Genomic DNA, 25,769 nt, shown 5'->3' with positions numbered 1-25,769 from the left:
GACGCCTCGCTGCCCTTCATCGAGAAGGCCCTGGACCTGGCCGAGCAGCAGCCGCAGTTCGCGCCCGGCTACGTGGACATTCCCGGCCTGCGCCTCGACCTGGCGGCCTGGCAGCAGCTGCAACGCATGGCGCGGCGCCTGCAGCCGCTGGCTACCAACCTGGCCAGCACCAGCGTCAAGCTGGGCAGCGAAAGCTACGTGACGGCCCTGGCCTACTACAGCTCGGTGCAGCAGGCTGCCAAACAGGGCGTGTCGGGGGCGCAGGACGCCGTGGGCACGCTCAAAACCCGCTTCGAGCAAAGCACGGCCCAGAAGGCGGCCAAGGCCACACCCAAGCAGTAGCCGGTAGGGTGCGGGGCTGGCCCCCGCCCGCCGGTGAACGATTGATGCGGGTTTCGTGCAGCGACGGGCGGGGGCAAGCCCCGCACCCTACAGCGTGTAACGCAGACGCGGGGCCGGATGAAGTTCATCCGGCCCCGCGTCTGGTTTATGCGGCCTGCCGTGAAATTCACGGGGCCTCCCATAAAACTTACGAGAGGTCGGGTAAATTTTACCCGACCTCTCGTAAGTTTTATCCGGCCTCCCGTGAAATTTATGCGGCGTCGGATGAATTTTATCCGGAATGGACAAGGCGGCGCTGTGAGCGGTGCCTGCGTGCGCTACTGCCCGCGGTTGTAGAGGTTGATGGCCTGCCGGACGTTGTTCTGGCTTTTGCTGCCCAGCACCAGCGGCACCACCATAAACGGCAGGCTGGCATACATGAGCGGCGAAATAGCCGGGCCGCTGCTGTTCTGGTTCAGCGACGATACCAGCCCCGCCACCAGCAGGCCGCCGGCCGCCACGTAGCTGATGGTGGTGTAGGTCTGGTACTGGCGGGCCTGCAACAGCAGGTTGGTGGCCGTGGGGTTGTCGGCGGTGGCCAGCAGGAGGTTGCGCAGGCTCAGGTCCTCAATCGGGCCGTTGTCTTTGCTGAAATACTCGGTTTTGGTGGTACGGTACATGGGGCCGCCATAGCCGCCGTAGGGGTAGCCCCCAAACCCGCCATAGCGCCCGTAACCGCCATACGGCCCGAACCCGCCCATGCCGTTGCCGGCGTACTGCGTGCTCGTGATAGAGTACAGGCTGATGCGGCCCACTCTGTCGCGGCGGAGCGTGGCTTCGCGCTTGGAGCGGCCGGGCAGCGTGGTGCGCACATAAAAACCGCTTTCGTCCTCAAAGTAGCGCACCTGGTCCAAATCGAAGCGCTGCTGCTCGTCCAGGACGAGGTAGGGCCGGCCGATGAAGGGCTGCTTCACCGTCACATCGAAGCCCTTGTAGACCTGCCCGGTTTTCAGGCCTACGGCGTAGCGGGTGGTGTTGGCGGGCGGCAGCGTGGCCCGCTGCTGCTGTTGCTGGCGCACTGAGTCGGGCAGGGACGGAGGCGCAGCCAGCTGCCGGGGCGCGGCGCGGCGGGTGGTATCCGGAGTCGGGGCAGTAGGGGCCGAAGGCAGCGTCTGAAGCTGCCGGGGCGCAGCCTGAGCCAGCGCGGCGGCCGGCAGAGCCAGACCAGCCGTTAGCAGCAAAGCAGAGCGGTGCCACATCATAGGGAGAGAACTACAGCAGGCGTGAAATACAAACAACAAGGCGCAGGAAAGCTGCCCGGCCGCCTGAGCAAGAATCCGGCCAGCGGCTCCGCGCGAATGGCTTTCGGCTACTTAAGCAGCTTCTCCAGCAGGCTCATGCTGTCCACCATGTCGGGGCTGGTTTCGAAGTCCAGCGGCTTGATGATGTAGCCGCTCACGCCCAGATTCTCCGCGTTCAGCCGGTCTGCGTCCATGGTTGACGTGGTCATGATGAACACCGGAATGTCGGCCAGCTCGGCATCCTTGCGGATTTCGGCCAGAAACTCGTGCCCGTTCATCTTGGGCATGTTCAGGTCCAGCAGAATAACTTCGGGCAGCGGCCGGATGGGCTCCACTCCGTTCAGGCCCCGTAGCAGATCCAGGGCTTCCAGGCCGTTGAAAGCCGTATACAGCTTGTGCTGCACACTGAATTTCTCGAACGATTTCTCAACCGTCATCGTGTCAAAGAAGTCGTCTTCAACGAGCAGTACAGAGCGCATAAAGGGGGCTGATAGGTAAGGGGCGGAAAGATACGAACAAAGGCGGCCGCCCGGCAGAAGCGGCGCTAAAATGGTGCCGAAAGGCTGCTAGAGCAACGCGGCGGCCAGCTCCGGCGCCGCTGCTTTGGGCCAGGTAAACACAAAGGCCGCCCCTTGCCCCACCGCCGATTCTACGTGGATAGTGCCCTTCTGCTCGTCGATGATTTTGCGCACGATGCTGAGCCCGATGCCCGTGCTTTCGGCCGTGTGCCGGTCGCGCAGGGTCTGAAACATCAGGAAGATTTTCTCGTGGTACTCCGGCGCAATGCCCGGCCCGTCGTCCTGCACCCGAAACTCGTAGCAGCGCCCGATGTCCCGGCAGCTTACCCGGATGGTGCCGGTAGGCTTGTCGTGGTATTTGGCGGCGTTGCCCATCAGGTTCGTAAACACCTGCTGCAGGCTCAGGCGGTCGGTCAGGAAAGTGGGCATATCACCCGGGATTTCCACCTGAAACCCGGCGGGCACTACCAGGTCAGCTACTTCCCGCACCAGTTGGGCTACCGGCACTTCCTCCAGCTTCTGCTCGGTGCGGCCCACGCGGGCATAGGCCAGCAGGCCGTTGATGAGGTCTTCGAGGCGCAGCAGGCGGCCCTTCATCATGCCCAGATACTGCTGCATTTTCGTGCTCAGCTCGCTATGCAGCTCATCCTCAATCCATTTGAGCACGGTCAGGACGCCGCGCACGGGCGCCTTCAGGTCGTGCGAGGCCACGTAGGCAAACTGGTCGAGCTCCTTGTTGCGGTTTTGCAGCGCCGTGAAGCTGTCTTCCAGGGCCTGGGTCATCAGGTTGAGCGAAGTGGCGAGGTTGCCGAGGCTGTCCTGCTGCCTGCCGCTGCTGATTTTCACGCTGTAGTCGCCCTGCACCACCCGCTCGGCCAGCTGCTCGATGCTGGCAATGCGTTGGGCCGTGTCTTCGTTTATCTGGGCCAGCTGCTGCTGCAGCCGCTCATTGGCCTGCAGCTCCTGCGTAATTTTCGAGAACAGCCACAACACAATCAGCACGGCCAGCACCGCGGAGCCGATGATGGCCAGTGGCGTGGTGTTCTCATAGAAGTCCTGGTTGCGGTTGCGCTCCTTCAGCAAGGCCGATTCGGTGGCGGTCAGGTTGGCCACGGTTTTGCGCAGCTGCTCCAGCCGGGCCTGGTCGTCCTTCACCAGGTCGCGGGCGGCGTAGGGTGTGGGAGCTACCTGGCGCCACGTATCCAGAAACAGCCTTTCGTCGGCCACCAGCCGCCGGAGCGTATCCAGCCGCTCCTGCTGCAGCGGGTTGTCGCGCGTGAGCAGCTGCAGCGAGTCGAAATCCTGATGAATTCCCTCAAGACTGCTGCTGTACCCGGCCAGGCGGCTGGAATCGGCCAGCAGCAGATAGTCCCGTACCGCCGTCTGGACGTCGCGCACTTTGGTGCGAATCTGCGAGGAATACTGCAGCACCTGGTAGGTGTGCTCTACCTGCCGGGTATAGAAAGCCAGCTGCTGAATGCTGCGGTAGGCCAGCAGCGAGGTGAGCGTCAGCACGGCCAGCGCAATAATGAAACCGAGCAGGATTTTGGTATTGAGTCGTAAGCGCATCGGGCGGAAAAGAAGGAGCAGACAGGGCGGGGGCGCGTGTGCGCCTGCAAGGATAACGGTTCGGGCCGCAACGCGCCATACGTGGCTCGGGGCGGTTGCCGTATCTTCGGGCCATATTTCCGGCCTGCTCTGCTTTATGCCCACTCCCGACCCGATTACCTCGCCTCAGAATCCGCGCATCAAAAACCTGCTCCGGCTCCAGCAAAAATCGTCGGAGCGGCGCGAGCAGGGCCTGACCATCATTGAAGGACACCGCGAGCTGACCATTGCGCACGGGGCGGGCGTGAGCGTGACGGCCCTGTTCGTGTGCCCTGAGCTGGCCGGTCCGGCCCGGCAGCAGGAGCTACGGGCGCTATTTGGGAGCCAGCAGCCGGAGTGGTTTGAGGTGTCGAGGGCTGTATTCGAAAAGGTGGCTTACCGCGAAGGCTCCGACGGCGTGCTGGCTTTGGCCCAGCCGCCGCGCCACACGCTGGCCGGCCTGAAGCTGCCGGCCGCACCGCTGCTGCTGGTGCTGGAAGCCGTGGAGAAACCCGGCAACCTGGGCGCCATCCTGCGCACCGCCGACGCCGCCCGCGCCGACGCTGTTATCATCTGTGACCCGCGCACCGACCTCTACAACCCCAACGCCATCCGCAGCAGCATCGGCTGCATCTTCACGGTGCCCACCGTGGCCACCACCCGGCAGGAGCTGCTGAGCTGGTGCGAGCAGCACGGCATCCGCACCTACGCCGCCGCCCTCACCGACCACGCCCGCCCCTACACCCAGTACGACTTCCGCGGCCCCACCGCCTTCGTGATGGGCACCGAAGCCGACGGCCTCACGCCCGAGCTTATGCAGGCCTGCACCGAAACCATCATCATCCCGATGGGCGGCTACATTGATTCGCTGAACGTGAGCACCGCCACGGCCATCCTCACGTTTGAGGCGGTGCGCCAGCGCGGCTAGGCGCCGGGCTTGGCGGCTAGCCGGCGACGGCGCCACAGCAGCAGGCCGCCGGCCGCCAGTAGCAGCAGGCCCGCCAGCATGGTGCCCACCATCACGCGCAGCGAAACCGGGTAGAGCAGGCTGCCGCCCATAAACACGGCCGCCCCCAGCCACCACAGCATCTCCAGGGGCAGCGGCCCGGTGCGCAAGGGCACTGCCCGGATGGTTTCGGGCTGGGTGGGCGGGTAGAGCAGGTATTTGAGCCGGTGGTAGTCGTGCAGCAGCAACCCCAGGGTCAGAATCAGGAAGCCGCAGACAAGGGATGGAGTGCCCCGCCAATCCTCAACTCCCTGCCAGTCCTGAGACCAAGTAAACATAATGATGCCCACCCACATGGGCACCAGCATCAGGGCCCCTAACAGCGCAAACCGGCCCGTAAGCAGTGACAAACCAATGATCAGCTGCGCTACCCCAATGAACTGGGCGAAAAGCTGCAAGCCATACTTCGCCAACAAGGTATGGTTCATTGGTGGCCCCATCAGCCACGGTATCTGGTTATCGGAGAGTTTGTAGAGGCCGGCGCTCAGCATGAAAGCCCCCAGCAAGAGCCGGACACTTATCAGATATAAGCGCCGCAGCCAGCCGCCAGTCCAGAGCGTTAGGGCAACCGCCAGAATGGGCAGCATGACGGTGAGGGTATAGAAGAATTCAGGCGCCGGCATAGGATATCGATAAGATGCTTGGCCGCGAATCAACGCATAAAATGCCAGACGCCCCAGCCCCGGATGCAGCACGTAGGTTGCGCGGTGTTATGGCCGTTTGCCACCTTTGACCTTTCTTACCTGCCAACCCGCCTTCTTATGGCCATTCAGCATCGCACGTTTCTCGTTCATGGCCGCGTCCAGGGCGTTTTCTACCGCCAGAGCACCGTGCAGCAGGCCCGGCAGCTGGGCCTCCACGGCTACGCCCGCAATAACCCCGACGGCACCGTCACCATCGAAGCCGAAGGCCCGGCCCACGCGCTGGACGCCCTGCAGGCCTGGTGCCACCAGGGCCCGCCCGCCGCGCACGTTACCCAGGTAGATGTGGCTGCCGGGCCGGTGCAGCACTACACCGGGTTTGAGGTGCGGCGGTAGCGCCAGCCCCCGACTTACACGCGGCGCAGCTCCTGTACCTGCACGTCCAGCGGCTCGGCGGCGTAGAGCAGCGGCGGGCCCACTGGCGTGGGCAGGCCGTGGCTTTCCAGCAGCGTGGAATCCCACTCCTGCAGCGTGGCTTCCCGCAGCGTCCAGGGCTCGTGCCAGAGGCAGCCGCGCCACAGACTGCTGCCCTGCACGCCCTGCTGCAGGTTGGCCCCGGCCGTGTACAGGTGGTAGCGCTCCGTAAGAAAATATTCCAGCGTGCCCGGTTGCGCTAGCGGCAGCGCGGCTCCCGGTGTCCAGGTGGCAGCGAAGGTGGCGGGCACCATGCCGCGGTGAGTGCGCTCGGCCACGGCCCGCAGCGTACCGGCCGTTTCGGTGAGGCTGATGCGGGCGTGCAGGTAGGGCAGGTGGAACAGCGTGCGCGCCGCCCACACCCCCAGCGGCTGCGTGGCATCCAGCGACAGAAACCACACGCCCGGTACGCCATCGAGGGTGGCGTAGGTGCGCACGTTCAGCTCGTGCAGGGCGCTCAGGCCCGGCACGGCCGGCAGCCCCAGCGGCCGGATGTGGCTCATCGTGAATGGCACCACGCCCAGCCACGCCTGCCCCTCAAACGTGTCCACTTCCAGCCGGGCCGGCAGGTAGGGGCGCAGCAGCTCGGGCGGCACCGGCCAGTGCGCAAACAGCAGGTTGCTCCAGCGCTGGCGCATCAGGTGCAGGCGACTGCGCATCGGAGTAGGAGGGAAGTCAGGAAGCACGGGAGTAGTTCAGGAGTGGAATGGCAGGCTGTAGTACAACAGATACAGCCTGCATCTGGCCTTTAGGCAACAAAAAAGCGCGGCCATTGGCCGCGCTTGCTGCTGTATTGTAGTCTGCCGGAAAGCTTAGCCAGCCTGTTTGTACACCACTTTCTCCAGGTTCTCCAGCCGCTGCCGCAACTCCCGTACTTCGGTTTCCTGGCTGGTCTGCGTGGTCTGCACCCGATCGTACCGCTCCGTTTGCCGGTTCATGGCGTCCAGCACGGCCGTGGTCATGTTGTTGAAGGCGCTTTCCATCCGGTCGAAGCCATGGCCCATTTCCTGGCGCAGGCCGCCCACCTCCTGTCGCAGGCCGCCCATTTCCTGTTTTAGGGTGGAAACGTCGCGCTGCACTTTGTCCAGCGTAATCAGAATATCAGCTACCACTTCGGGCAGGTCGCGCTTACTGCGGTTTTCGGAATCCATAACAGATAAAGGTTGGCGGGGGCTCTGCGAATATACGCAATCAGCCCAGCCCCAGACAGGGCCGACCACAAAAAAAGGGGAGCAGCCACCGGCTGCTCCCCTTTGCAAACTAGCTGACGGGCAGTTAGTCTACTTTCTTGGCCGAGCGCAGACGCTCGTTTTCGTCGAGCAGAATCTTGCGCATCCGCATCGACTTAGGCGTTACCTCCAGGTACTCATCCTTCTGGATGTATTCCATGGCTTCTTCCAGCGAGAACTGACGCTTCGGGATAATCTTGGCGTTGTCGTCGGAGCCGGAAGCACGCATGTTGGTGAGCTTCTTGCCTTTCTGGATGTTGATGGTCAAATCGTTCGGGCGGGTGTGCTCCCCGATAACCTGGCCAGCGTATACTTCCTCACCTGGATCCACGAAGAACTCGCCGCGGTCCTGCATCTTATCGATGGTGTACGCGGTGCCGGCACCCGTATCCATCGAAATCAGCGAACCAGCAATACGGCCTGGAATCACGCCTTTGTAGGGCTCGTAAGCCGAGAAGCGGTGGTTCATGATAGCCTCACCAGCCGTGGCGGTCAGTACGTTGTTACGCAAACCAATCAGACCACGAGCGGGGATATTGAACTCCAGGTGCTGCAGGTCGCCCTTGGGCTCCATGATGGTCAGCTCACCTTTGCGCATCGTTACCAGCTCGATAACCTTACCAGCCGTTTCCTCTGGCACGTCAACTACCAGGTGCTCGATGGGCTCCAGACGGTTGCCGTTCTCGTCTTCACGGAACAGAACCTGAGGCTGGCCTACCTGCAGCTCGAACCCTTCGCGACGCATGGTCTCGATGAGAACTGACAAGTGAAGAATACCGCGGCCGTACACCAGGAACGAGTCCTCACGGTCGGTTTCCTTTACGCGCAGGGCCAGGTTTTTCTCGGTCTCCTTGAACAGACGGTCACGCAGGTGACGCGAGGTCACGAACTTACCTTCCTTACCGAAGAACGGCGAGTTGTTGATGGTGAACAGCATGTTCATCGTCGGCTCGTCGATGCTGATGGTGGTCAGCCCTTCGGGGTTTTCGGCGTCAGCGAGGGTGTCGCCGATGTCGAAGCCTTCGATGCCGGTTACGGCGCAGATTTCGCCTGAGCTAACCTCGGCTACTTTTGTGCGGCCCAGGCCTTCGAATACTTGCAGTTCTTTGATCTTAACTTTCTTGATGGTGCCATCACGCTTCACAAGGCTCATGTTAGCGCCTTCTTTCAGCGTGCCGCGGTGTACGCGACCAATGGCGATACGGCCCACGAACGACGAGTAGTCGAGCGAGGTAACCTGCATCTGGGGCGTGCCGTCCAGGGTAGGAGCAGCCGGGATAGAAGCCACCACAGCGTCGAGCAGCGGAATGATGCTGTCGGTTTTGGTTTTCCAGTCGGTGCTCATCCAACCCTGCTTCGAGGAGCCGTACAGCGTCACGAAGTCCAGCTGGTCTTCGGTAGCGCCGAGGTTGAACATGAGGTCGAACACCTGCTCGTGCACCTCGTCGGGGCGGCAGTTTTCTTTATCGACTTTGTTTACCACCACGATGGGCTTCAGGCCCAGGTCAATGGCTTTGCCCAGCACGAAACGGGTCTGGGGCATGGCGCCTTCGAAGGCATCGACGAGCAGCAGTACGCCGTCGGCCATCTTCAGTACGCGCTCCACCTCGCCGCCGAAGTCGGCGTGACCAGGCGTGTCGATGATGTTGATTTTTACGTCCTTATAACGTACGGATACGTTTTTGGAAACGATGGTGATGCCTCGCTCACGTTCCAGGTCATTGTTGTCGAGGATCAAGTCGTCGAACTGCTGGTGCTCGTCGAAAAGCTTCGAGGCGTGAATGATCTTGTCCACGAGCGTAGTCTTGCCGTGGTCAACGTGGGCAATGATGGCGATATTCCGGATGTTCTGCATACAAAGGTTTTTCCGGGCGCAAAGGTACGGAATGTTTAGCGCAAAAGCCCGCACTAAGGAATTGTTACTGAGAGGGGAAGAAACCACGGGCACGAAGCACTACAACTCATTGGTCTGCTGAGGTTCCCGCACGCTGCCACAAACCACTACAGCGGGCCGCAAAGCCGAACCACTACAAGGCTTCGTATGTTGTTTTCGGCAGTCTGCGGAGCACGCAGGCTGGATGTCGGCCTTTTTTCTCTTTTCCCCTCGTAATGCGTAGTTCCCTCCTGATTTTATTGCTTTCCGTGCTGACGCTGAACTCGGCGTGCTCACAGAAAAAGAGTGCCCGCGACGCCAATATGGACCTTTCGGACTCGCCGCGTCCGGTGGCTAAGCCCGCTGCCGGCGCCAAAGCCTATCCGAAGCCCAGGCCCGTAACCGGCCGTTCCGACGAGTTTCCGGTACGCAAAACCGACGCGCAATGGAAGGCTCAGCTAACTCCTGCTCAGTACTTTATTTTGCGTGAAAAGGGCACCGAGCGTCCTTTTGCCAACAAATACGCCGACAACCACGAGAAGGGCAACTACTACTGCGCCGCCGACCACACCTTGCTGTTTTCCTCTGAAACCAAGTTCGAGTCCGGCACCGGCTGGCCCAGCTTCTGGGCACCGGCCACCGACAGCAGCCTGAAAGTTGCTACGGACAACACGATGGGCATGAGCCGCGACGAGCTGGTATGCGCCAAATGCGGCGGCCACCTCGGCCACGTCTTCAACGACGGTCCTGCGCCTACCGGCCAGCGCTACTGCATGAATTCCGACGGCATGGTGTTCGAGAAAGCCAAGTAACGGCTGAGCTGAAGTATGGGGCGGCCCGCTGGCAACGAAGGCCGGCGGGCCGTTTTGTTTTCCGGCTGCTAACCCGGATGCTATCTAACGCGTTGTAGAGAGACGTGCCGGCTCTGGCGCTGCTTCCTGGCTTATTCCAATGAAAAATATTTCTGCCCGTCTGCTTACCATGTGCTGTCTGCTGGGCTCAACCGGCTTGCTGAGTGCCTGCTTTACGTCGCAGGAAACGTCCAACGAAACCGGACGCCCCACGGCGCTGCCGGCCACCATCCAGACCGATGCTGACCGGAAAGCGGCCTACAACAGCGGCGCTGGCTACGGGGGCGCGGTGCCGGATGCCACACCCGGCCGGGTGCAGCTGGGCGAGCAGTCCAGCGGTATCAACTCGCGCAAGCGGCCGGAAAGCCTCAACACCAACGACCCCAACACCACCACACCCGAAATTCGTCTGCGCCGCCTCAACGGTGCCCCAGCAGACACCATTTTGCGGCCGTAGGCACCAAACACCCTATGCACCAGAATGCCCCGCCGCCTATGATGGCTGCGGGGCATTTTAGTTGACTACCGTAGGCTAACGCTAGCACTACACACTCCCGTTGCTAGCCGTGTCTTCCGCCGTTGTGGGCGCTGTAGTGGAGTTAGCCGCTTTTTTGGCAGCGGCAGACCGTGAGCGGGCCGGCGCTGAGGTGGCTTCAGCAGGGGCAGCGGAGCGGGTTGCGGTAGGGGCGGGAGCCGCCCGGCGAGCAGGCTTGGCAGTCGTAGCGGGGGCTTTGGGGGCAGCCGCTCTAGCGGCTGGTTTGGCCGCCGGCGTGTTGCCAAGGTCAGCGGAAATACTGTCGGAAGCCGCCGGAGTGCCGGTTTCGGGGCGGCGCAGAAGCGTATGCAGCGCCTGCTCCAGCAAGGCCTCCGTCTCGGTGTCGAGCCGCTGGCTGGCCTCCTGCACCACTTCCTGGAGCTTGACTTTGGTTTCCTGGCGAATCTGCTTCACCAGCTCCTTCATTCGTCCGTCCAGTTCCTTCTGCACCTGTTTGGCCACTAGTTTCAGGGCTTTCTTCTGGCCTTTTTTCTTGCCCGAGCCAGTAGCGGCAACACCTGCGGCGGCTTTTTGGGCGGCTTTCGCCGCTTTGCGCTGCGCTTTGTCGGTAGGTTCTTTTTTCTTTTTCGCGGAGGTCTGGTTCTGATCGGTGCTTTTCATGAGTGCAGACTGTAGTGTGGAGGTTCTTGCTTCAGTACGGACAAACTCCGCTCTAAGGTGCTTAAGTATAGCCGGATTTAGCGGCTGGGAGGTTAAGCCTACGTTAAGCCTGCACCTTTCCTCAATTTACTTGTTCCTTTGCACTCCCGTTGCCCCGCTTTGCGGGGTGCGTTTTGTCTGCTTATTTGATTTTCTGCCCTGATATGTCCTCTCTGCCCCAACGCTACACCGTCACGGCCGCACTGCCCTACGCCAACGGCCCCGTACACATCGGCCACCTGGCCGGCGTGTACCTGCCCGCCGATATCTACGTGCGCTACCTGCGCGCCCAGCAGCGCGACGTAAAATTCATCTGCGGCTCCGATGAGCACGGCGTGCCCATCACCATCCGGGCCCAGAAGGAGGGCGTCACGCCCCAGCAGGTGGTCGATAAGTATCATGCCATCATCCGTGACTCGTTTCAGGAGTTTGGCGTGTCGTTCGATATCTACTCGCGCACGTCTTCCCAAACCCACGCCGAAGTAGCCAGCGGCTTTTTCAAGAAGCTCTATGAGGAAGGCAAGTTCATCGAGCAGGTTTCCGAGCAGTACTATGATGAGAAGGCCGACCAGTTTCTGGCCGACCGCTACATCGTGGGCACCTGCCCCAACTGCGGCAACGAAAATGCCTACGGCGACCAGTGCGAGAAGTGCGGCACCTCGCTCAGCCCCACGGAGCTCATCAATCCGCGCTCCATGCTCAGCGGCAACCAGCCCGTGCTGCGCGAAACCAAACACTGGTATCTGCCGCTGGACCAGTACGAGCCCTGGCTGCGCGAGTGGATTGTGGAAGGCCATAAGCAGGACTGGAAAGCCAACGTGTACGGCCAGTGCAAGAGCTGGATTGACCAGGGCCTGCACCCCCGCGCCGTAACCCGTGACCTGGACTGGGGCGTGCCGGTACCGGTGGCCGGGGCCGAGGGCAAGGTGCTCTACGTGTGGTTTGATGCGCCTATCGGCTACATCTCGGCCACCAAAGATTTGCTGCCCGACACCTGGGAAACCTACTGGAAAGACCAGGGTACCAAGCTGGTGCACTTCATCGGCAAGGACAACATCGTGTTCCACTGCATCATCTTCCCCACGATGCTCAAGGCCCACGGCGACTATATTCTGCCCGATAACGTGCCCGCCAACGAGTTCCTGAACCTGGAAGGCGACAAAATCAGCACGAGCCGCAACTGGGCCGTGTGGCTGCACGAGTACCTGCAGGACTTCCCCGGCCAGGCCGACGTGCTGCGCTACGTGCTCTGCGCCAACGCCCCCGAAACCAAGGACAACGACTTCACCTGGAAGGACTTCCAGGCCCGCAACAACAACGAGCTGGTGGCCAACCTCGGCAACTTCGTGAACCGGGCCGTGGTGCTCACCCACAAGTTCTTCGAAGGCAAAGTACCCGCCGCCGTGAGCTTCACCACCGAGGACGAAGACGTGCTGCGCCAGCTGCAGGAGTTCCCGGCCCGCATCGGGGAGCTGATTGACAACTACCGCTTCCGCGACGCCCTGAACGAGCTGATGAACCTCTCGCGCCTGGGCAACAAGTACCTGGCCGACCAGGAGCCCTGGAAACTCATCAAAACCGACGAGGCCCGCACCGGCACCGTGCTGCACGTGTCGCTGCAGCTGGCCGCCGCCTTCGTCACGCTGCTGGAGCCCTTCCTGCCCGAAGCCGCCGCCCGCCTGGGCCGCATGCTGAACACCGAGAAAGGCACCTGGCCCCAGGCCGGCCGCCCCGACGCGCTGCCCGCCGGCCACCAGCTGGCCGAAGCCGCCCTACTGTTCACCAAAATCGAGGACGCCACCGTGGAAGCCCAGATGCAAAAGCTGCTCGACACCAAGAAAGCCAACGAGCTGGCCGCTGCCGTAGCCGCCCCCGCGAAAGAGGACGTGAGCTTCGAGCAATTCCAGCAGATGGACTTGCGCATCGGCACCATCGTAGCCGCCGAGAAGGTAGCCAAAACCAAAAAGCTGCTCAAGCTCAGCGTAGACCTCGGTTTCGACGAGCCCCGCACCATCGTGTCAGGCATTGCCGAGCATTTCCTGCCCGAGGCTCTCATCGGCCAGCAGGTGCAGGTGCTGCTCAACCTCGCCCCCCGCGAAATCAAAGGCATTCAAAGTCAGGGCATGCTCCTGATGGCCGAAAATGCCGATGGCGTGCTCAGCCTCATGCAGCCCAGCAGCCCCGTACGGCCGGGCAGCGGTGTAGCGTAATTTTTTAGATTGAATAAAAGGGAGCTATAACTGGTAATTGCCAGTCATAGCTCCCTTTTTTGTAGGTATCGAGCAGCTTAGTAAAAGCTTGTTTGATAGTCAGTTTGGAATGCCGAATTAAAGAAATATAGCTGCGTAGGAATTGGTAATACGATAATATATTGGTCAATGAAAGTGGAACTAGTCCCCGTAATAGAAATTTCGCCGTCAGTTGTTGATTGGCAACGGATAGGGCCACGGCCTGAGTCGAATTTTATGCAAAATCCGCTGCAATGGGAGCAGCATGAGGCCCGCATAGTACAGATAGCCGGATTCAACAAGTACAGGCGTGTATTACCGGGTAGCCGTTTTATAGCGGTAGATGACTGGACTTTACAGGATTTACAGAAGCTGATCCAAGCTCACTTACATCCCGGGGATGAGGTAGTAGCTGCAGCGGATTCCTGTGCCTTGTTCGGCGGCGGCATACTGTTCTTGGACGGTACTCCTGTACTAGTTCCGCAGTGTTGCGGTACGCTGGCTGATCTATACAGTTGGCAGGAACTAGTGCAACCGCAGTTTCAGTCAGGCTATTTCTGCATGGAAGGCCATCCATGCCCGAAAGCCACTCGACAAGGATCCAGGCTGCGCATTACCTGTCATGACGAAGACGAACAGTTTGATCAACCAACCTTACCAGAATTCTCAGTGGAAATACAGGCATTGGCAGCCGCCGTTTCTACAGCCGAAAAGACACTGACAATTTTGTGTGAGAAAGTAGATAGTCTGTCCAGCAACTTTGGTGTGCAAAAACTCTCAGATCATCTTATCCGGGGTAAATAAAAAGCCGCAACCGAGTAAAACGGTTGCGGCTTTTTATTTACTGTCTTAGATATTACTTCACGTTCACCACGTTCATTGCGCGCTCCACGCCCAGTGCTCCAAAGGCCAGCACGGCTTCGGCGGCTTTTTCCAGGCGGGCTTCCAGGTCGATGTTTTCATCCGCCGAAAACGGGCTGAGCACGTAGTCTACTTGCCGACCCTTGGAGAAGCTGGAGTCGATGCCGAAGCGCAGGCGGGCGTATTCGTCGGAGCCCAGGGTTTCCTGGATGTGCTTGAGGCCGTTCTGGCCGCCGGCCGAGCCTTTGGCTTTCAGCCGCAGCTTGCCGAAGGGCAGGGCCAGGTCGTCCGTCACAACCAGCATGTTTTCCTTGGTGAGCTTGAGCGTACTCAGCCAGTGAGCCGCCGCTTTGCCGCTCAGGTTCATGTAGGTGGTGGGCTTCACCAGCACGTAGGTGTGGCCTTTGTGCCTGATTTCGGTGGTGAATGCGTGGCGGCCCAGCTGCCAGGGCGCGGCATCGTGCTTGCGGGCCAGGTAGTCGCCCACCATAAAGCCCACGTTGTGGCGCGTGTCGGCATATTCCGGCCCGATGTTGCCCAGGCACAGCACAAGAAACTTCATAGAGTTACAGATTAAGGCAAATTGTCTGGCTTGCAGAAAAGCTGAATGTATGGGCGCTCCTGCATCAACAAAAAAGCCGCCCTGCAAGCAGGACGGCTTTTTCGGTGGTGGACTGACTCAGGCACGAAAGCCGTGTAATCCGAGAAATCCGCCTAAATGGGTGACTTATTTGTCGGCCGACATCTGGCCTTTCAGTGCACGTGGGATGGCCACGGTAGCAATAGGAGCCTGCTCGTTGGTGAGGATGGTGTAGTTATTGGGAACTACTTTGCTCACTTTGATGGATTTGCCGAGGCCCAGGTCCGAAATGTCTACTTCTACGTAGTCGGGCAGGTTCTCAGGCGAAGCCTTCACCTTCAGCTTACGCAGCTTGCTCACGAGCTTGCCACCAGCCAGTACACCCGGCGAAACACCAACGTATTTCACGGGAATGTCCATCTTCACTTCTTTGCCGTCCTGCAGCTCCAGGAAGTCAACGTGCAGCAGCATCTCGTTCACGGGGTGGAACTGAGCATCCTGCACGATAGCGCGGTAGTGCGTGCCTTCCACGTTCAGGTCCACGATGTGAACTTCGGGCGTGTACAGCAATTCGCGGAAGAGAATAGCGGGGGCAGAGAAGTGAACCTGCTCCGTGCCGCCGTACAGTACACAAGGTACATACGACTCCAGGCGCAGCGCCTTGGCGTCCTTCTTACCGAGATTCGCTCTTTTAAACCCTACAATCTCGAGGCTTTTCATAAAAGTGTGCTTTTGAGGAAAAAACGCGTGCCCACAGCAGGCAAACGGGCCGCAAAGATAGGCGGATTGTTTGGGAGTTGAAAGAGGAAAAACCATTACAGCTCTCCCTTCAATAGCCAACGACATATTTCGCCAGCAATAATAGCGCACATAAAGCTATACAAAGTGCCTACTATCAAGTATTCTGATTCTTCTTTAGCTTGGGCATCTTGAATCCGGATAATTGATTTGGCTGTAACTAGAAGGCCTATTGCCTCAAATTCACCTCTCAATACAAGCAAAACGATAATGGTACGTTCAAAATACCCGATGTATCTACCTGCGCCAAAAGCACTTGCTGGCGGCGTGCGGCTCAGCCCATTCTTAGCAAAAATTTGAAAAAGCTTGCCACAAGGCCAGAGCACAAGTGCGTATGTACCAAGTGCAAGCCAAAACTGATATGTTAGGAGGGGCATTTTAAATTTTCTAATAATAAAGTTCAAATTTTGTAATGATGGTTTGCATGATCGTCCAACCAGCATTTTTTAATCTTTGGTTGACAGCTGCTTGAGTTATGCCTAGAGTTTGGGCTATTTGGGTTTGGTTACAATTTTTAATGCTTTCCAGTATGGCTTTACATTGCTCCGGACTCCAACGGCTAATAGTTAATTCCGCAACTGAGAGACATAAATTCATCCAACTATCAGTGTCTGGTTCGTCTGACACAACTACCAGACGTTGGCCACTGCTTTTCAATAAATTCAGTTGCCTACCTGAACGTAAAAAAGCTGCCCCATAAGATTCCCCCAAAGAATCACGAAGCTCATGCTTGGCTTGCGAGCTAACGCCTATCGATATTTTGGCATCTAACTGATCCTTATTTCCTATGCCGGCAACAGTACTGCTACGCAGTAAAGCCCTTATCTCAAAGGCTTTGGATAATGCAACGTTGCTATCAGGAACAAATATTTGAAACGAGTCACCTCGGATAATTTCATAACGAGCACCTGGTTGTCTTTCAAAAGCTTTTGTCAGACTTTCTTTTAGTACAAAGAGTACATCACTGTAGTTGTACTGTGTTGATTCAACAACGTCGCCCGTTATAACGGCAGTTGAATTGTTTTTCATGCTGCAATATAAGCCCAGGGTCTTATAAATCAATTTATAAGACCCTGGGCTTATATTGCAGCATGGCTTTACACAAACAGCGAGCTAATCGACTCGTGCGACACCACGTTGCGGATGGCTGAGGCGAAAAGCGGTGCCAGGGAAATAACCCTGATTTTGTGGTTCTCCTCCTTCAGCGGCAGCGTATCAGTAATTACCAACTCCTCCAGGGCCGAGTTGCGGATTCGCTCGTGCGCCGGGCCCGAAAGCACACCGTGCGTAATCACGGCCCGCACCGATTTGGCTCCGCGCTCCATCAGCAGCTCAGCGGCTTTGCAGATGGTGCCGGCCGTATCCACGATGTCGTCTACCAGTACCACGTTCATGCCCGTTACGTCGCCGATTACCTGCATGGACGCAATTTCATTGGCTCGCAGGCGCATTTTGTCGCAGACTACTATTTCGGCCCCGAATTTCTTGGCGAAGGCCCGGGTCCGTACCACACCGCCCACATCGGGCGAAGCAAAAATCAGATTGTCGAGGTTCAGGCTCTTGATATAAGGCGCCGTCACGGTGGCGCCGTCGAGGTGGTCTACCGGAATATCGTAGAACCCCTGAATCTGGCCGGCGTGCAGGTCGCAGGTCACCAGGCGGTCGGCGCCCACGCTCTGAATCATGTTGGCCACCACTTTGGCCCCGATGCTCACGCGCGGCTTATCCTTGCGGTCCTGGCGGGCATAGCCCATGTACGGCATCACAATATTCACCTTATAAGCAGAGGCGCGTTTGGCGGCATCCACCATCAGGGCCAGCTCCACCAGATTTTCGGCCGGCGGGTTGGTGCTCTGAATCAGGAACACGGCGCAGCCCCGCACGCTTTCATTGAAGCTGGGGCCCAGCTCCGTATCGGCGAAACGCTGAATGCTCAGGTCGCCGAGTGGCTGGCCGAAGGCTTCGGCGATTTTCAGACCCAGTTCGTGGGAGGCGTTGCCCGCGAAGATTTTTACCTGCTGTGACATGGGGTAGGGGAAGGAAGAAAAATAAAAAGCGAAAGGCGCCGACTCTTCCGGGAGAGGAAGAATCAGCGCCTTTCGCTTTGCTTAGTCGGTTGTCCGACCAGGGCTCGAACCTGGACTTTCTTGAATCAAAATCAAGCGTGTTGCCAGTTACACCATCGGACAATTTCCCATTCGTTTTCCGTTGCCGGTGTGCCGTTTGGGTGTGCAAATGTACTACGGCTTTTATTCAAGGCAAACTTTCGTCGAAATATTTTTTCAGAAATTTTGGCCTTCGTAGCCCGGTAAAGGCCTTTTACAGGGCCTGAGTGCCTGATTTTCAGGGAAAGACCCCGCTTAATGTTATGCTAAAACTTTCCTGCCCTTCTGACTTTGGCCGTGCGGGGATTAAGCCGTAGTTTTGCGCCCTGAAAAGTTGCATCCCATCCATACATAAAACGTAATGGCGAATACCGGCAAAATCACCCAGGTTATCGGTCCAGTTGTGGACGTGAGCTTCGCGGGTGAAGGCTCCAAGCTCCCCAACATTCTCGACGCTCTTGAAGTCGTGAAAGACAACGGCCAGGTAGTTATCCTGGAGTGCCAGCAGCACCTGGGCGAAGACCGGGTCCGCACCATCGCCATGGACTCGACCGAGGGCCTGACCCGCGGTGCTGTAGTGCGTGACCTGGGCGCGCCCATCTCTATGCCTACCGGCGACAGCATCAAAGGCCGTCTGTTCAACGTAATCGGCCATGCCATCGACGGCATTCCGCAGCCCACGAGCACCACGCGCCTGCCGATTCACCGTCAGGCTCCGGCTTTCGAAGAGCTGGCTACTTCCTCGGAAGTGTTCTTCACCGGCATTAAAGTAATTGACCTGCTTGCTCCTTATGTAAAGGGCGGTAAAATTGGTCTGTTCGGTGGTGCCGGTGTAGGCAAAACCGTGCTGATTCAGGAACTCATCAATAACGTAGCCAAGGCCTACTCGGGTCTGTCGGTGTTTGCCGGTGTAGGTGAGCGTACCCGCGAAGGCAATGACCTGCTGCGCGAATTCATCGAAGCCAACATCATTCGCTACGGCGAGGAGTTCAAGCACTCGATGGAAGAAGGCGGCTGGGACCTGAGCAAAGTAGACATGGTCGAGATGGAGAAGTCGCAGGCGACCCTCGTGTTCGGCCAGATGAACGAGCCTCCCGGAGCGCGTGCCCGCGTAGCCCTGTCGGGTCTGACGATTGCCGAAAGCTTCCGCGACGGTGATGGCACCGGCGCCGGCCGCGACATCCTGTTCTTCATCGACAACATTTTCCGCTTCACGCAGGCAGGTTCCGAAGTATCGGCTCTGCTGGGCCGGATGCCGTCGGCCGTAGGGTACCAGCCCACGCTGGCTACCGAAATGGGTGCCATGCAGGAGCGGATTACCTCCACCAAGCGCGGTTCCATCACGTCGGTACAGGCCGTTTATGTGCCTGCCGATGACTTGACTGACCCGGCTCCGGCCAACACCTTCGCTCACTTGGATGCCACGACGGTACTGAGCCGCAAAATCGCCGAGCTGGGCATCTACCCGGCCGTTGACCCGCTGGACTCCACCTCGCGCATTCTGTCGGCCGCCGTGCTCGGCGACGAGCACTACAACACCGCGCAGCGCGTGAAGGAGATTCTGCAGCGCTACAAGGAACTGCAGGACATCATCGCCATCCTGGGTATGGACGAACTCTCCGAAGAGGACAAGCAGGTAGTAAACCGCGCCCGCCGCGTGCAGCGCTTCCTGTCGCAGCCCTTCTTCGTGGCTGAGCAGTTCACCGGCCTCAAAGGTGTACTCGTTGACATCAAGGACACCATCCGCGGCTTCAACGAAATCATCGACGGCAAGCACGACCACCTGCCGGAAGCCGCTTTCAACCTGGTAGGCAACATCGAAGATGCCGTAGCCAAGGGCGAGAAGCTGGTAGCCGAAGCCAAGTAATTGGTAGTTGACTGGCGGGAATTGATTGATCAACAGTCAGTTTCCGCCAGGCAACTCCTAACAATCAACAGCCAAGCATATGCATCTGGAAATCATCACGCCGGACCGGAAAGTATTTGAAGGCGAGGTTACGTCGGCCCAGTTTCCGGGTACCGATGGTCTGTTTGAGGTTCTCAACAACCACGCTCCGCTGATTTCGGCACTGAAAGAAGGCAACGTTGTGCTCAACGGCGGTGCTGCCTCTTTTCACATTGAGGGCGGCGTGGTAGAAGTACTGCGCAACAACGTAATCGTGCTGGCCGAAGGCGCTTCGGCGTAAGTGGCATTCAGCACGGACTGAAAAGCCTTTCCTCTTGCGGGAAAGGCTTTTTTGTTTTCTGCTCAACCGTTCCGACTGCAGCTTTTGCGTGGTCATATTCGTCTTTCGGCCCACTCTTCCCCGCGTTTCCTTTCGCTGTATTCTATGGAAATCATTCCCAAAATCACCCCGATTTATCAGACGTCTGTTTTCAAGTTCGAGGATCTGAATGAGCTGGAGCTCTACTTTGGGGAGCCGGGCAGCCGCTACCTGTACTCGCGCAACGGCAACCCGAACTCAGACGAGCTGGCGGAGGCCGTGAACAGGCTGGAAGGCGGTGCCGGGGCTATTGCTACGGGCTCGGGTATGGCGGCCATCTTCGCGGCGCTGCTGGCCTGCTGCCAGGCCGGCGACCATGTGCTGTGCGCGGCGGATATCTACGGCGGCTCGTCGTCGTTGCTGAATAATGAGCTGAGCCGAATGGGTATTGCGGTGACGTATGTGCCGTTTGAGCAGCTCTACGACTTGAAGCAGTTTGTGCAGCCTACCACGCGCCTGCTGCTGGCCGAAACCATGAGCAACCCACTGCTGCGCGTCGCCGATTTGCGCCGGCTGGCCACCGAATGCCACCAGCTGGGCCTGAAACTGGTGGTGGACAATACTTTTGCGACGCCTATGCTGACCAAGCCGCTAACGCTGGGCGTAGATATTGTGCTGCACAGCGTCACGAAATACATTGCCGGCCACTCCGATGTAACAGCCGGCGCCGTGGTAGCGGCAGACCCCGAAACGGCGGCGCGGCTCAAGCAGATTGGGGTGCTGTATGGCCTCACGCTAAGCCCAATGGAAAGCTGGCTGGCCATGCGCGGCCTCAAAACGCTGCATCTGCGCATGCCTGCGCACAGCCACAATGCCTTGGCCATAGCGGAGTTTCTGCAGGAGCAGCCCGGCGTGCGGGCCGTGTATTACCCCGGCCTGCCCGACCATCCGCAGCACGCGCTGGCCAAGGAGCAGGGCCACGGGCTGTTCGGTGGCATGATGTCGGTGCTGCTGGCCGATGATGCAGCGGTGGTAAACCGCTTTATGCAACGGAGCCAGCGGTTCCCGTTCGCGCCTTCCCTGGCGGGCGTCGATTCGTCGCTGTCGTATCCGCTGGGTACTTCGCACCGCTACCTGACGCCGGAGCAGCAAGCTGACCTGGGCATTACGGTGGGACTGGTGCGCCTGTCGGTGGGGATAGAGCCGGTGGAGGAGTTGCTGGCAGATCTGCAGCAGGCGTTGCGGTAAAGCTGTTGCCAGCGCATGGCGCATGCTATGTCTGAAAAATGGCACTTGGGCTGATAGCACCATACAAAAACGCTCATTCAGCTGAATGGGACATGATTTCGCTTTATGCTAGTCTGGCGTAGTTTTGTGCGTTATAAACTAGCAAATGAACTTTATGTACTAGAAATGCCAGTTGGGTGGCGGGGAAGTGCCGTTAGAAGGCACCAGTAATAGCTTCTGCAATCCGTTGCAACTCGCTGTCCTGCATGGCAGTACCGGAGGGAAGGCACAAACCCTGCTCGAACAAAGTAGTACATACCTCACCGCCGTACATCGGCGCGTTGGCAAAGAGCGGCTGCAAGTGCAGCGGCTTCCAGAGTGGGCGGCTTTCGATGTTGCGGGTTTCCAGATGCGGGCGCAGCCGCTCCGGCGTGACGGTGGTTTCGGCCGGGTTCAGCAACACGCAGGTGAGCCAGCGGTTGGAGCGGCCGCCGGTCGGCTCAGTGGGGCCAAAGGACAGGCCGGAAACACCATTCAGATGCTGCTGATACCACCCATAGATTTCGCGGCGGCGCTTCACCCGGTCTTCCAGCAGCTCCATCTGCCCGCGCCCGATGCCGGCCAGCAGGTTGCTGAGGCGGTAGTTGTAGCCGATTTCGGAGTGCTGATAGTAAGGGGCCGGGTCTTTGGCCTGCGTGGCCCAAAAGCGGGCTTTCTGGTCCCAGTCAGCATGGTTGGTTACCAAAGCGCCGCCGCCGCTGGTCGTCAGGATTTTGTTGCCATTGAAGGAGAAAACACCAACTGTCCCGAAGGTACCCAGCGGCTGCCCTTCGTAGCGGCTGCCCAGCGCTTCGGCCGCATCCTCCAGCACCGGAACGCAAAATTCAGCGGCAACAGCCAGGATTTCGCGCAACTTGCAGGGCATGCCGTAGAGGTGCACGATGATGAGCGCCTTGGGCCGCCTGCCAAGCCGAATCCGGTCTTCCATGGCTTCGCGCAGCCGCTCGGGGCACAGGTTCCAGGTTTCCGCCTCGCTGTCAATAAAAACCGGACTGGCCCCCAGGTACACAATCGGGTTGGCCGTGGCCACAAACGTGAATGATGGGCACAGCACTTCGTCGCCGGGGCCGACGCCCAGCAGCTTCAGACCCAGATGAATGGCCGCCGTGCCAGAGCTAAGTGCCACGCAATGAGCCGCGCCGGTGTACTCGCAGATGTCGCGCTCAAACCCGGTCAGATTAGGGCCGGCCGGAGCCACCCAGTTGTCCTCGATGGCCTTGTGCAGGTAATTCAGCTCGTGGCGGCCGAGGTGGGGAGGAGAAAGATAAATTCGGTCGTGGTCCTGACTGCGCATAGGGCAAAGGTAGCAGCGGCCGAGCCTGGAACGTGCTGCCGGCACTTTGGCGGGCCTGCCGGCCGGCAGCGTGGAAGCCAGGCTACCCTACATGCTACTTGATGCGCTGCGCCGGCACGCCCACAGCCGTGCAGTCGGCGGGCACGTCGCGTACGGCTACGGCCCCGGCCCCGATGGTGGTGCGGGCCCCGACACGCACCCGGTTGATAACGGTGGCATTGGTGCCCAGATATACGCCGGTTTCCAGAAGCGCTTCGCCGCCCACGTTGGCGTGCGGCATCAGGGAGCAAAAGTCTTCCAGCACGGCATCGTGGCCGATGGTACAGCCCAAATTGAGCAGTACATGGCGGCCCAGCGTGATATCCGTCGTCAGGATGCAGCCCTGGGCAACAACGCAGCCCGGCCCGAACTGCAGCTGCTGGTAGGGGGCGCAGGCCACGCCGGGATGAATGAGAACAGGGAAGGAAAGGTGCAGGGATGTTAGCCGATGCACCACCACAGCCCGCCCCTGGCTGCTGCCCACGGCCACCACCACGTGCAGCGGCGTAGCGGTGGCGTTCAGGTCGGCGGCGGTGCCCAGATACGGCAGACCATGGAGGGTTTCGGCAGCGGGGCGCACGTCGTCGTAGAAGCCCCGCAGCTCCCAGGTGGGGTTCCGCTCGTTGATCTGGCGCACCAGTACCAGCACCTCGCGGCCCAGTCCGCCAGCTCCGAAAATCACCAGGGGCAGGAGTGGAGCGCCGGCAGCGGGCGCGGCGGAAAGAGTAGAGGCAGGCGTCATAGTGAAGAGTCGGGGGAGGAGGAAGTGCCCCGAAAGGCCTTGGTGGTAGCGTGGCCGGGGGCGCTGATATCGTGGGCCCGCAGCACGCGGCCGGCCGTACGGACCAGAATGCGCAGGTCCAGCGCAATGCTCAGGTTCTCGACATACCAGACATCGTAGCGGAATTTCTGCTCCCAGCTGATGGCGTTGCGGCCGTTTATCTGGGCCCAGCCCGTGATGCCGGGCCGCACCGCGTGGCGGCGGGCCTGCTCCGGCGAGTACAGCGGCAGGTATTCGGGCAGCAGCGGCCGGGGGCCAACCAGGCTGATGTCGCCGCGCAGCACGTTCCAGAGCTGCGGCAGCTCATCGAGGGAAGTGGCCCGCAGCCAGCGGCCCAGGCGCGGCAAACGCTGCGCATCGGGCAGCAGCTGGCCGTGCTGGTCGCGGGCAGAAGTCATGGTCTGGAGCTTATAGAGCGGAAAAAGGCGCTCGTGCAGGCCCGGCCGCAACTGCCGGAACAGCCAGGGCCCACCGTTCTGCACAGCCAGCGCCAGCGCCGCCGGGAGCAGCAGCGGCAGCGCCAGTAGCAGCAATGGAGCAGCCAGCAGCACATCCAGGGTGCGCTTGCCCCAGCGACGGTACCAGCCGGCAGATTCAGCAACGGACATAGGGGCAGTTAAGCAAACAGGGCGGGTGAAGGCCAAAAATAGAAGGAAATGCGGCCGTGGCGCGAGTTTCACTTCTTCGCTTTAGCTTGCGCCTTCCGGTGGCCCGGCCCACACAGATAGAAAGCAAGACCAGCGGCCGGCCCAAAAAGCTTCTATTGCATGCTCGTTTTCCCGAACGCCAAACTCAACCTCGGCCTCTACGTCACGGCGGTGCGCCCCGACGGTTTTCGCAACCTCGAATCGGTGTTTGTGCCGCTGCCGTGGGCTGATGCGCTGGAAGTGCTGCCGGCCGCCGGCCCCGAAACTACGCTCAGCCTCACCGGCATTCCGGTGCCCGGCGACCCGGCCACCAACCTGTGCCGCCGCGCCTACGAGCTATTGCGCGCCGATTTTGAGCTGCCGCCCGTGCAGATGCACCTGCACAAAGTAGTGCCCATCGGGGCGGGGCTGGGTGGTGGCTCCGCCGATGCGGCGTTTGCGCTGAAGGCGCTGAACGACCTGTTTGCCCTGCATCTGCCGGCGGAAACCCTGGAAGGCTACGCCCGCCGGCTGGGTTCCGACTGCGCCTTTTTCATCCAGAACAAGCCGGTTTTTGCATACGAAAAAGGCGACGTATTCGAAAATATCAGCCTTGATCTGACCGGTACCGCCTGCAAAGTGGTGTACCCGGGGCTGCACATCAGCACGGCGGAGGCCTACAGCCGCGTGACGCCCCGTGCGCCGCGCCACGAGTTACGGCAGGCGCTGGCCCAACCCCTCGAAACCTGGCGCGACACCGTCAGCAACGATTTTGAAGATGCCCTGACACCTTTCTACCCCATGCTAGGCGAAATCAAGCAGGCATTGTACGCCGCCGGGGCCACCTACGCCAGCCTTTCCGGCTCCGGCTCGGCCGTGTACGGCCTGTTCCCGGGCCAGGAGCAACCGCCGCAACTAGAGTTGCCGAAGGAATACTTGGTTTGGGACGGACGCCTGTAGCTATACTATAGCCTCGGCGGCTTCTGCTTTGTGTTGGCGGCGCTTGTTCCACTGGTCGAGCACCGGATGGATGAGTACGCTGAGCAGAATGACCAGCGTACCGATGTAGAAGCCCGTGGAAAGCCGTTCCTGCCCGAAACCCGGCACCCGGAGCGTGTACATGCCCACGGCCAGCAAGATGCCATACACCGGCTCCAGATTGATGGTCAGGTTCACGACAAAGGCCGAAATCCGCTTCATCAACTCGACGGAGGAAGAGAAGGCGTACACCGTGCAGGCGCCGGCCAGTAGAAACATCCACAGCCAGTCGTAGCCGCTCAGGGCCAGCTGCAGGCCGCGGCCTTCCGTGAAATAGTGGCTGTAGACGGGCATAAACAGCACAATACTCAGGCAGGCGCCGGCCATTTCATAGAGCGTCAGGCGCATGGGCGTGTGGCGCTTCACCAGCGTGGAGTTCAGCACGCTGAACAGCGCCGACAGGCCCGCCGAAATAACCGCCACGCCCAGCCCCAGCAGCTGCCCGTGTTCCGGAACCGCGCAGTCCGCAGCCGGCGTGGGGTGGCTGTACACGGCCTGCGTCACAATGTACAGGCCGACCATCGTGAGCAGGCCCAGCCCCACCTCGTAGAACCGCACCCGCCGCCACAGGAGCAGCGGCTCCAGCAACGACGTCCAGAGGGCCAGCGTGGCCATACCGGCCAGACACACACTCACCGACGAGAGGCGCGCGGCCAGAAAAAACGTAATCCAGTGAGCTGCCACCAGCGCGCCCACGCCCAATAGACGCAGCGCCTCGCCGGCCGGCATCCGCCACGGCTGCCGGCGCACGGCCAGCAGGCCCAACAGTCCGGCGGCTGCCAGCAGCGTCCGCCAAAACACCAGCTCCACCGGCGGCACCGAAATCAGCTTGCCCAGTATGGCCGTGAAGCCCCAGAGCAGGACAATAAAATGCAGGCGCAGGTAGTCTTTTAGCATTGAGTGAATGGGTAAATGAGAGAATGAGTGAATAA

28 protein-coding genes and 1 tRNA gene are annotated in these 25,769 nt (G+C 59.9%); 11 read left to right on the top strand and 18 right to left on the bottom strand.

Annotated features, from left to right (window positions below; genetic code table 11):
• A partial coding sequence (locus tag BUE15_RS22035; protein ID WP_073287434.1) for a hypothetical protein occupies positions 1-342 on the top strand: 342 nt, incomplete at its 5' end.
• 317 nt (positions 343-659) lie between these two features.
• Here BUE15_RS22035 and BUE15_RS22210 read toward each other — a convergent pair.
• The 3 genes from BUE15_RS22210 to BUE15_RS16120 form a co-directional block, all read right to left on the bottom strand.
• Positions 660-1,583: a hypothetical protein gene (locus BUE15_RS22210; protein WP_073287431.1), complete on the bottom strand. Its 924-nt coding sequence runs from the start codon at positions 1,581-1,583 to the stop codon at positions 660-662.
• 107 nt (positions 1,584-1,690) lie between these two features.
• On the bottom strand, positions 1,691-2,101 hold the full coding sequence (locus BUE15_RS16125) for a response regulator (protein WP_073287428.1): 411 nt from the start codon (positions 2,099-2,101) through the stop codon (positions 1,691-1,693).
• Between the two features lie 87 nt (positions 2,102-2,188).
• The gene (locus BUE15_RS16120; RefSeq protein WP_073287425.1) at positions 2,189-3,709 is read right to left on the bottom strand and encodes a sensor histidine kinase; all 1,521 of its coding nucleotides are present in this window, start codon (positions 3,707-3,709) and stop codon (positions 2,189-2,191) included.
• Positions 3,710-3,845: 136 nt separating this feature from the next.
• On the opposite strand from BUE15_RS16120, the gene BUE15_RS16115 reads away from it, so the two are divergent.
• Positions 3,846-4,655 (top strand): TrmH family RNA methyltransferase, encoded by an 810-nt coding sequence (locus BUE15_RS16115; protein WP_073287422.1) that lies wholly within the window; start codon positions 3,846-3,848, stop codon positions 4,653-4,655.
• On the opposite strand, the gene BUE15_RS16110 is transcribed toward BUE15_RS16115, so the two are convergent.
• A complete protein-coding gene (locus BUE15_RS16110; protein ID WP_073287418.1) occupies positions 4,652-5,356 on the bottom strand; it encodes a DoxX family membrane protein in 705 nt (234 codons plus the stop codon). The genes BUE15_RS16115 and BUE15_RS16110 overlap by 4 nt on opposite strands.
• Positions 5,357-5,494: 138 nt before the next feature.
• Between BUE15_RS16110 and BUE15_RS16105 the strand changes: the two genes are divergently transcribed.
• On the top strand, positions 5,495-5,770 hold the full coding sequence (locus BUE15_RS16105; protein ID WP_073287415.1) for an acylphosphatase: 276 nt from the start codon (positions 5,495-5,497) through the stop codon (positions 5,768-5,770).
• Between the two features lie 14 nt (positions 5,771-5,784).
• On the opposite strand, the gene BUE15_RS16100 is transcribed toward BUE15_RS16105, so the two are convergent.
• The 3 genes from BUE15_RS16100 to typA all read right to left on the bottom strand — a co-directional run bounded on the left by BUE15_RS16100 (position 5,785) and on the right by typA (position 8,932).
• Entirely contained in the window at positions 5,785-6,507 is a 723-nt protein-coding gene (locus tag BUE15_RS16100) for a YqjF family protein (protein ID WP_073287412.1), read from the bottom strand.
• 153 nt (positions 6,508-6,660) lie between these two features.
• The gene (locus tag BUE15_RS16095; RefSeq protein WP_073287409.1) at positions 6,661-6,999 is read right to left on the bottom strand and encodes a hypothetical protein; all 339 of its coding nucleotides are present in this window, start codon (positions 6,997-6,999) and stop codon (positions 6,661-6,663) included.
• 124 nt (positions 7,000-7,123) lie between these two features.
• Positions 7,124-8,932 carry a translational GTPase TypA gene (gene typA / locus BUE15_RS16090; protein WP_073287406.1) on the bottom strand — a complete coding sequence of 603 codons (1,809 nt, stop codon included), beginning with the start codon at positions 8,930-8,932 and terminating at the stop codon, positions 7,124-7,126.
• Between the two features lie 254 nt (positions 8,933-9,186).
• On the opposite strand from typA, the gene msrB reads away from it, so the two are divergent.
• Together msrB and BUE15_RS16080 are read left to right on the top strand one after the other, a co-directional pair.
• On the top strand, positions 9,187-9,762 hold the full coding sequence (gene msrB, locus BUE15_RS16085; RefSeq protein WP_073287403.1) for a peptide-methionine (R)-S-oxide reductase MsrB: 576 nt from the start codon (positions 9,187-9,189) through the stop codon (positions 9,760-9,762).
• 139 nt (positions 9,763-9,901) lie between these two features.
• On the top strand, positions 9,902-10,258 hold the full coding sequence (locus BUE15_RS16080; protein ID WP_073287400.1) for a hypothetical protein: 357 nt from the start codon (positions 9,902-9,904) through the stop codon (positions 10,256-10,258).
• Positions 10,259-10,345: 87 nt separating this feature from the next.
• Here BUE15_RS16080 and BUE15_RS16075 read toward each other — a convergent pair whose 3' ends face one another.
• Entirely contained in the window at positions 10,346-10,957 is a 612-nt protein-coding gene (locus BUE15_RS16075) for a hypothetical protein (RefSeq protein WP_073287397.1), read from the bottom strand.
• A 203-nt stretch (positions 10,958-11,160) separates the two neighbouring features.
• On the opposite strand from BUE15_RS16075, the gene metG reads away from it, so the two are divergent.
• Positions 11,161-13,206 (top strand): methionine--tRNA ligase, encoded by a 2,046-nt coding sequence (gene metG / locus BUE15_RS16070; protein WP_073287394.1) that lies wholly within the window; start codon positions 11,161-11,163, stop codon positions 13,204-13,206.
• 255 nt (positions 13,207-13,461) lie between these two features.
• Positions 13,462-14,028 carry a hypothetical protein gene (locus BUE15_RS21690; protein WP_139252349.1) on the top strand — a complete coding sequence of 189 codons (567 nt, stop codon included), beginning with the start codon at positions 13,462-13,464 and terminating at the stop codon, positions 14,026-14,028.
• A 52-nt stretch (positions 14,029-14,080) separates the two neighbouring features.
• Here the strand turns inward: BUE15_RS21690 and pth are convergent, their stop codons facing one another.
• The 6 genes from pth to BUE15_RS16050 all read right to left on the bottom strand — a co-directional run bounded on the left by pth (position 14,081) and on the right by BUE15_RS16050 (position 17,652).
• Positions 14,081-14,647: an aminoacyl-tRNA hydrolase gene (gene pth, locus BUE15_RS16065; RefSeq protein ID WP_073287391.1), complete on the bottom strand. Its 567-nt coding sequence runs from the start codon at positions 14,645-14,647 to the stop codon at positions 14,081-14,083.
• 165 nt (positions 14,648-14,812) lie between these two features.
• Positions 14,813-15,385, bottom strand: a complete 573-nt coding sequence (locus BUE15_RS16060) for a 50S ribosomal protein L25/general stress protein Ctc (RefSeq protein WP_073287389.1) — start codon at positions 15,383-15,385, stop codon at positions 14,813-14,815.
• Between the two features lie 95 nt (positions 15,386-15,480).
• Positions 15,481-15,867: a hypothetical protein gene (locus tag BUE15_RS21685; RefSeq protein WP_139252348.1), complete on the bottom strand. Its 387-nt coding sequence runs from the start codon at positions 15,865-15,867 to the stop codon at positions 15,481-15,483.
• Positions 15,851-16,492: a hypothetical protein gene (locus BUE15_RS21680; RefSeq protein ID WP_139252347.1), complete on the bottom strand. Its 642-nt coding sequence runs from the start codon at positions 16,490-16,492 to the stop codon at positions 15,851-15,853. Before BUE15_RS21680 ends, BUE15_RS21685 begins: the two co-directional genes overlap by 17 nt.
• A gap of 68 nt (positions 16,493-16,560) precedes the next feature.
• Positions 16,561-17,490, bottom strand: a complete 930-nt coding sequence (locus BUE15_RS16055; RefSeq protein ID WP_073287386.1) for a ribose-phosphate pyrophosphokinase — start codon at positions 17,488-17,490, stop codon at positions 16,561-16,563.
• An 89-nt stretch (positions 17,491-17,579) separates the two neighbouring features.
• Positions 17,580-17,652 (bottom strand) — tRNA-Gln (locus BUE15_RS16050).
• A 277-nt stretch (positions 17,653-17,929) separates the two neighbouring features.
• Between BUE15_RS16050 and atpD the strand changes: the two genes are divergently transcribed.
• The 3 genes from atpD to BUE15_RS16035 all read left to right on the top strand — a co-directional run bounded on the left by atpD (position 17,930) and on the right by BUE15_RS16035 (position 21,020).
• The gene (atpD, locus tag BUE15_RS16045) at positions 17,930-19,435 is read left to right on the top strand and encodes a F0F1 ATP synthase subunit beta (protein WP_073287382.1); all 1,506 of its coding nucleotides are present in this window, start codon (positions 17,930-17,932) and stop codon (positions 19,433-19,435) included.
• Positions 19,436-19,514: 79 nt separating this feature from the next.
• Positions 19,515-19,754: an ATP synthase F1 subunit epsilon gene (gene atpC, locus BUE15_RS16040; RefSeq protein ID WP_073287379.1), complete on the top strand. Its 240-nt coding sequence runs from the start codon at positions 19,515-19,517 to the stop codon at positions 19,752-19,754.
• Positions 19,755-19,898: 144 nt separating this feature from the next.
• On the top strand, positions 19,899-21,020 hold the full coding sequence (locus BUE15_RS16035; RefSeq protein ID WP_073287376.1) for a trans-sulfuration enzyme family protein: 1,122 nt from the start codon (positions 19,899-19,901) through the stop codon (positions 21,018-21,020).
• Positions 21,021-21,213: 193 nt separating this feature from the next.
• Here the strand turns inward: BUE15_RS16035 and BUE15_RS16030 are convergent, their stop codons facing one another.
• The 3 genes from BUE15_RS16030 to BUE15_RS16020 all read right to left on the bottom strand — a co-directional run bounded on the left by BUE15_RS16030 (position 21,214) and on the right by BUE15_RS16020 (position 23,781).
• Positions 21,214-22,353, bottom strand: coding sequence for a DegT/DnrJ/EryC1/StrS family aminotransferase (locus BUE15_RS16030; RefSeq protein WP_073287373.1), 1,140 nt, complete (start codon positions 22,351-22,353; stop codon positions 21,214-21,216).
• Between the two features lie 94 nt (positions 22,354-22,447).
• The gene (locus BUE15_RS16025) at positions 22,448-23,134 is read right to left on the bottom strand and encodes an acetyltransferase (protein WP_073287370.1); all 687 of its coding nucleotides are present in this window, start codon (positions 23,132-23,134) and stop codon (positions 22,448-22,450) included.
• On the bottom strand, positions 23,131-23,781 hold the full coding sequence (locus tag BUE15_RS16020) for a sugar transferase (protein WP_073287367.1): 651 nt from the start codon (positions 23,779-23,781) through the stop codon (positions 23,131-23,133). Before BUE15_RS16020 ends, BUE15_RS16025 begins: the two co-directional genes overlap by 4 nt.
• A gap of 159 nt (positions 23,782-23,940) precedes the next feature.
• Here BUE15_RS16020 and ispE point away from each other — a divergent pair, with 159 nt between their 5' ends.
• Complete coding sequence (gene ispE / locus BUE15_RS16015; protein WP_073287364.1) at positions 23,941-24,759, top strand: 4-(cytidine 5'-diphospho)-2-C-methyl-D-erythritol kinase; 819 nt, start codon at positions 23,941-23,943, stop codon at positions 24,757-24,759.
• Here ispE and BUE15_RS16010 read toward each other — a convergent pair whose 3' ends face one another.
• Complete coding sequence (locus BUE15_RS16010) at positions 24,760-25,734, bottom strand: DMT family transporter (RefSeq protein WP_073287362.1); 975 nt, start codon at positions 25,732-25,734, stop codon at positions 24,760-24,762.
• Positions 25,735-25,769: the final 35 nt, after the last annotated feature.

The organism is Hymenobacter psychrotolerans DSM 18569 (assembly GCF_900142395.1).
In the GTDB taxonomy this organism is placed as follows: domain Bacteria; phylum Bacteroidota; class Bacteroidia; order Cytophagales; family Hymenobacteraceae; genus Hymenobacter; species Hymenobacter psychrotolerans.
The sequence above is the reverse complement of the archived record's forward strand: the minus strand, read 5'-3'. Positions and strand labels throughout refer to the sequence as shown.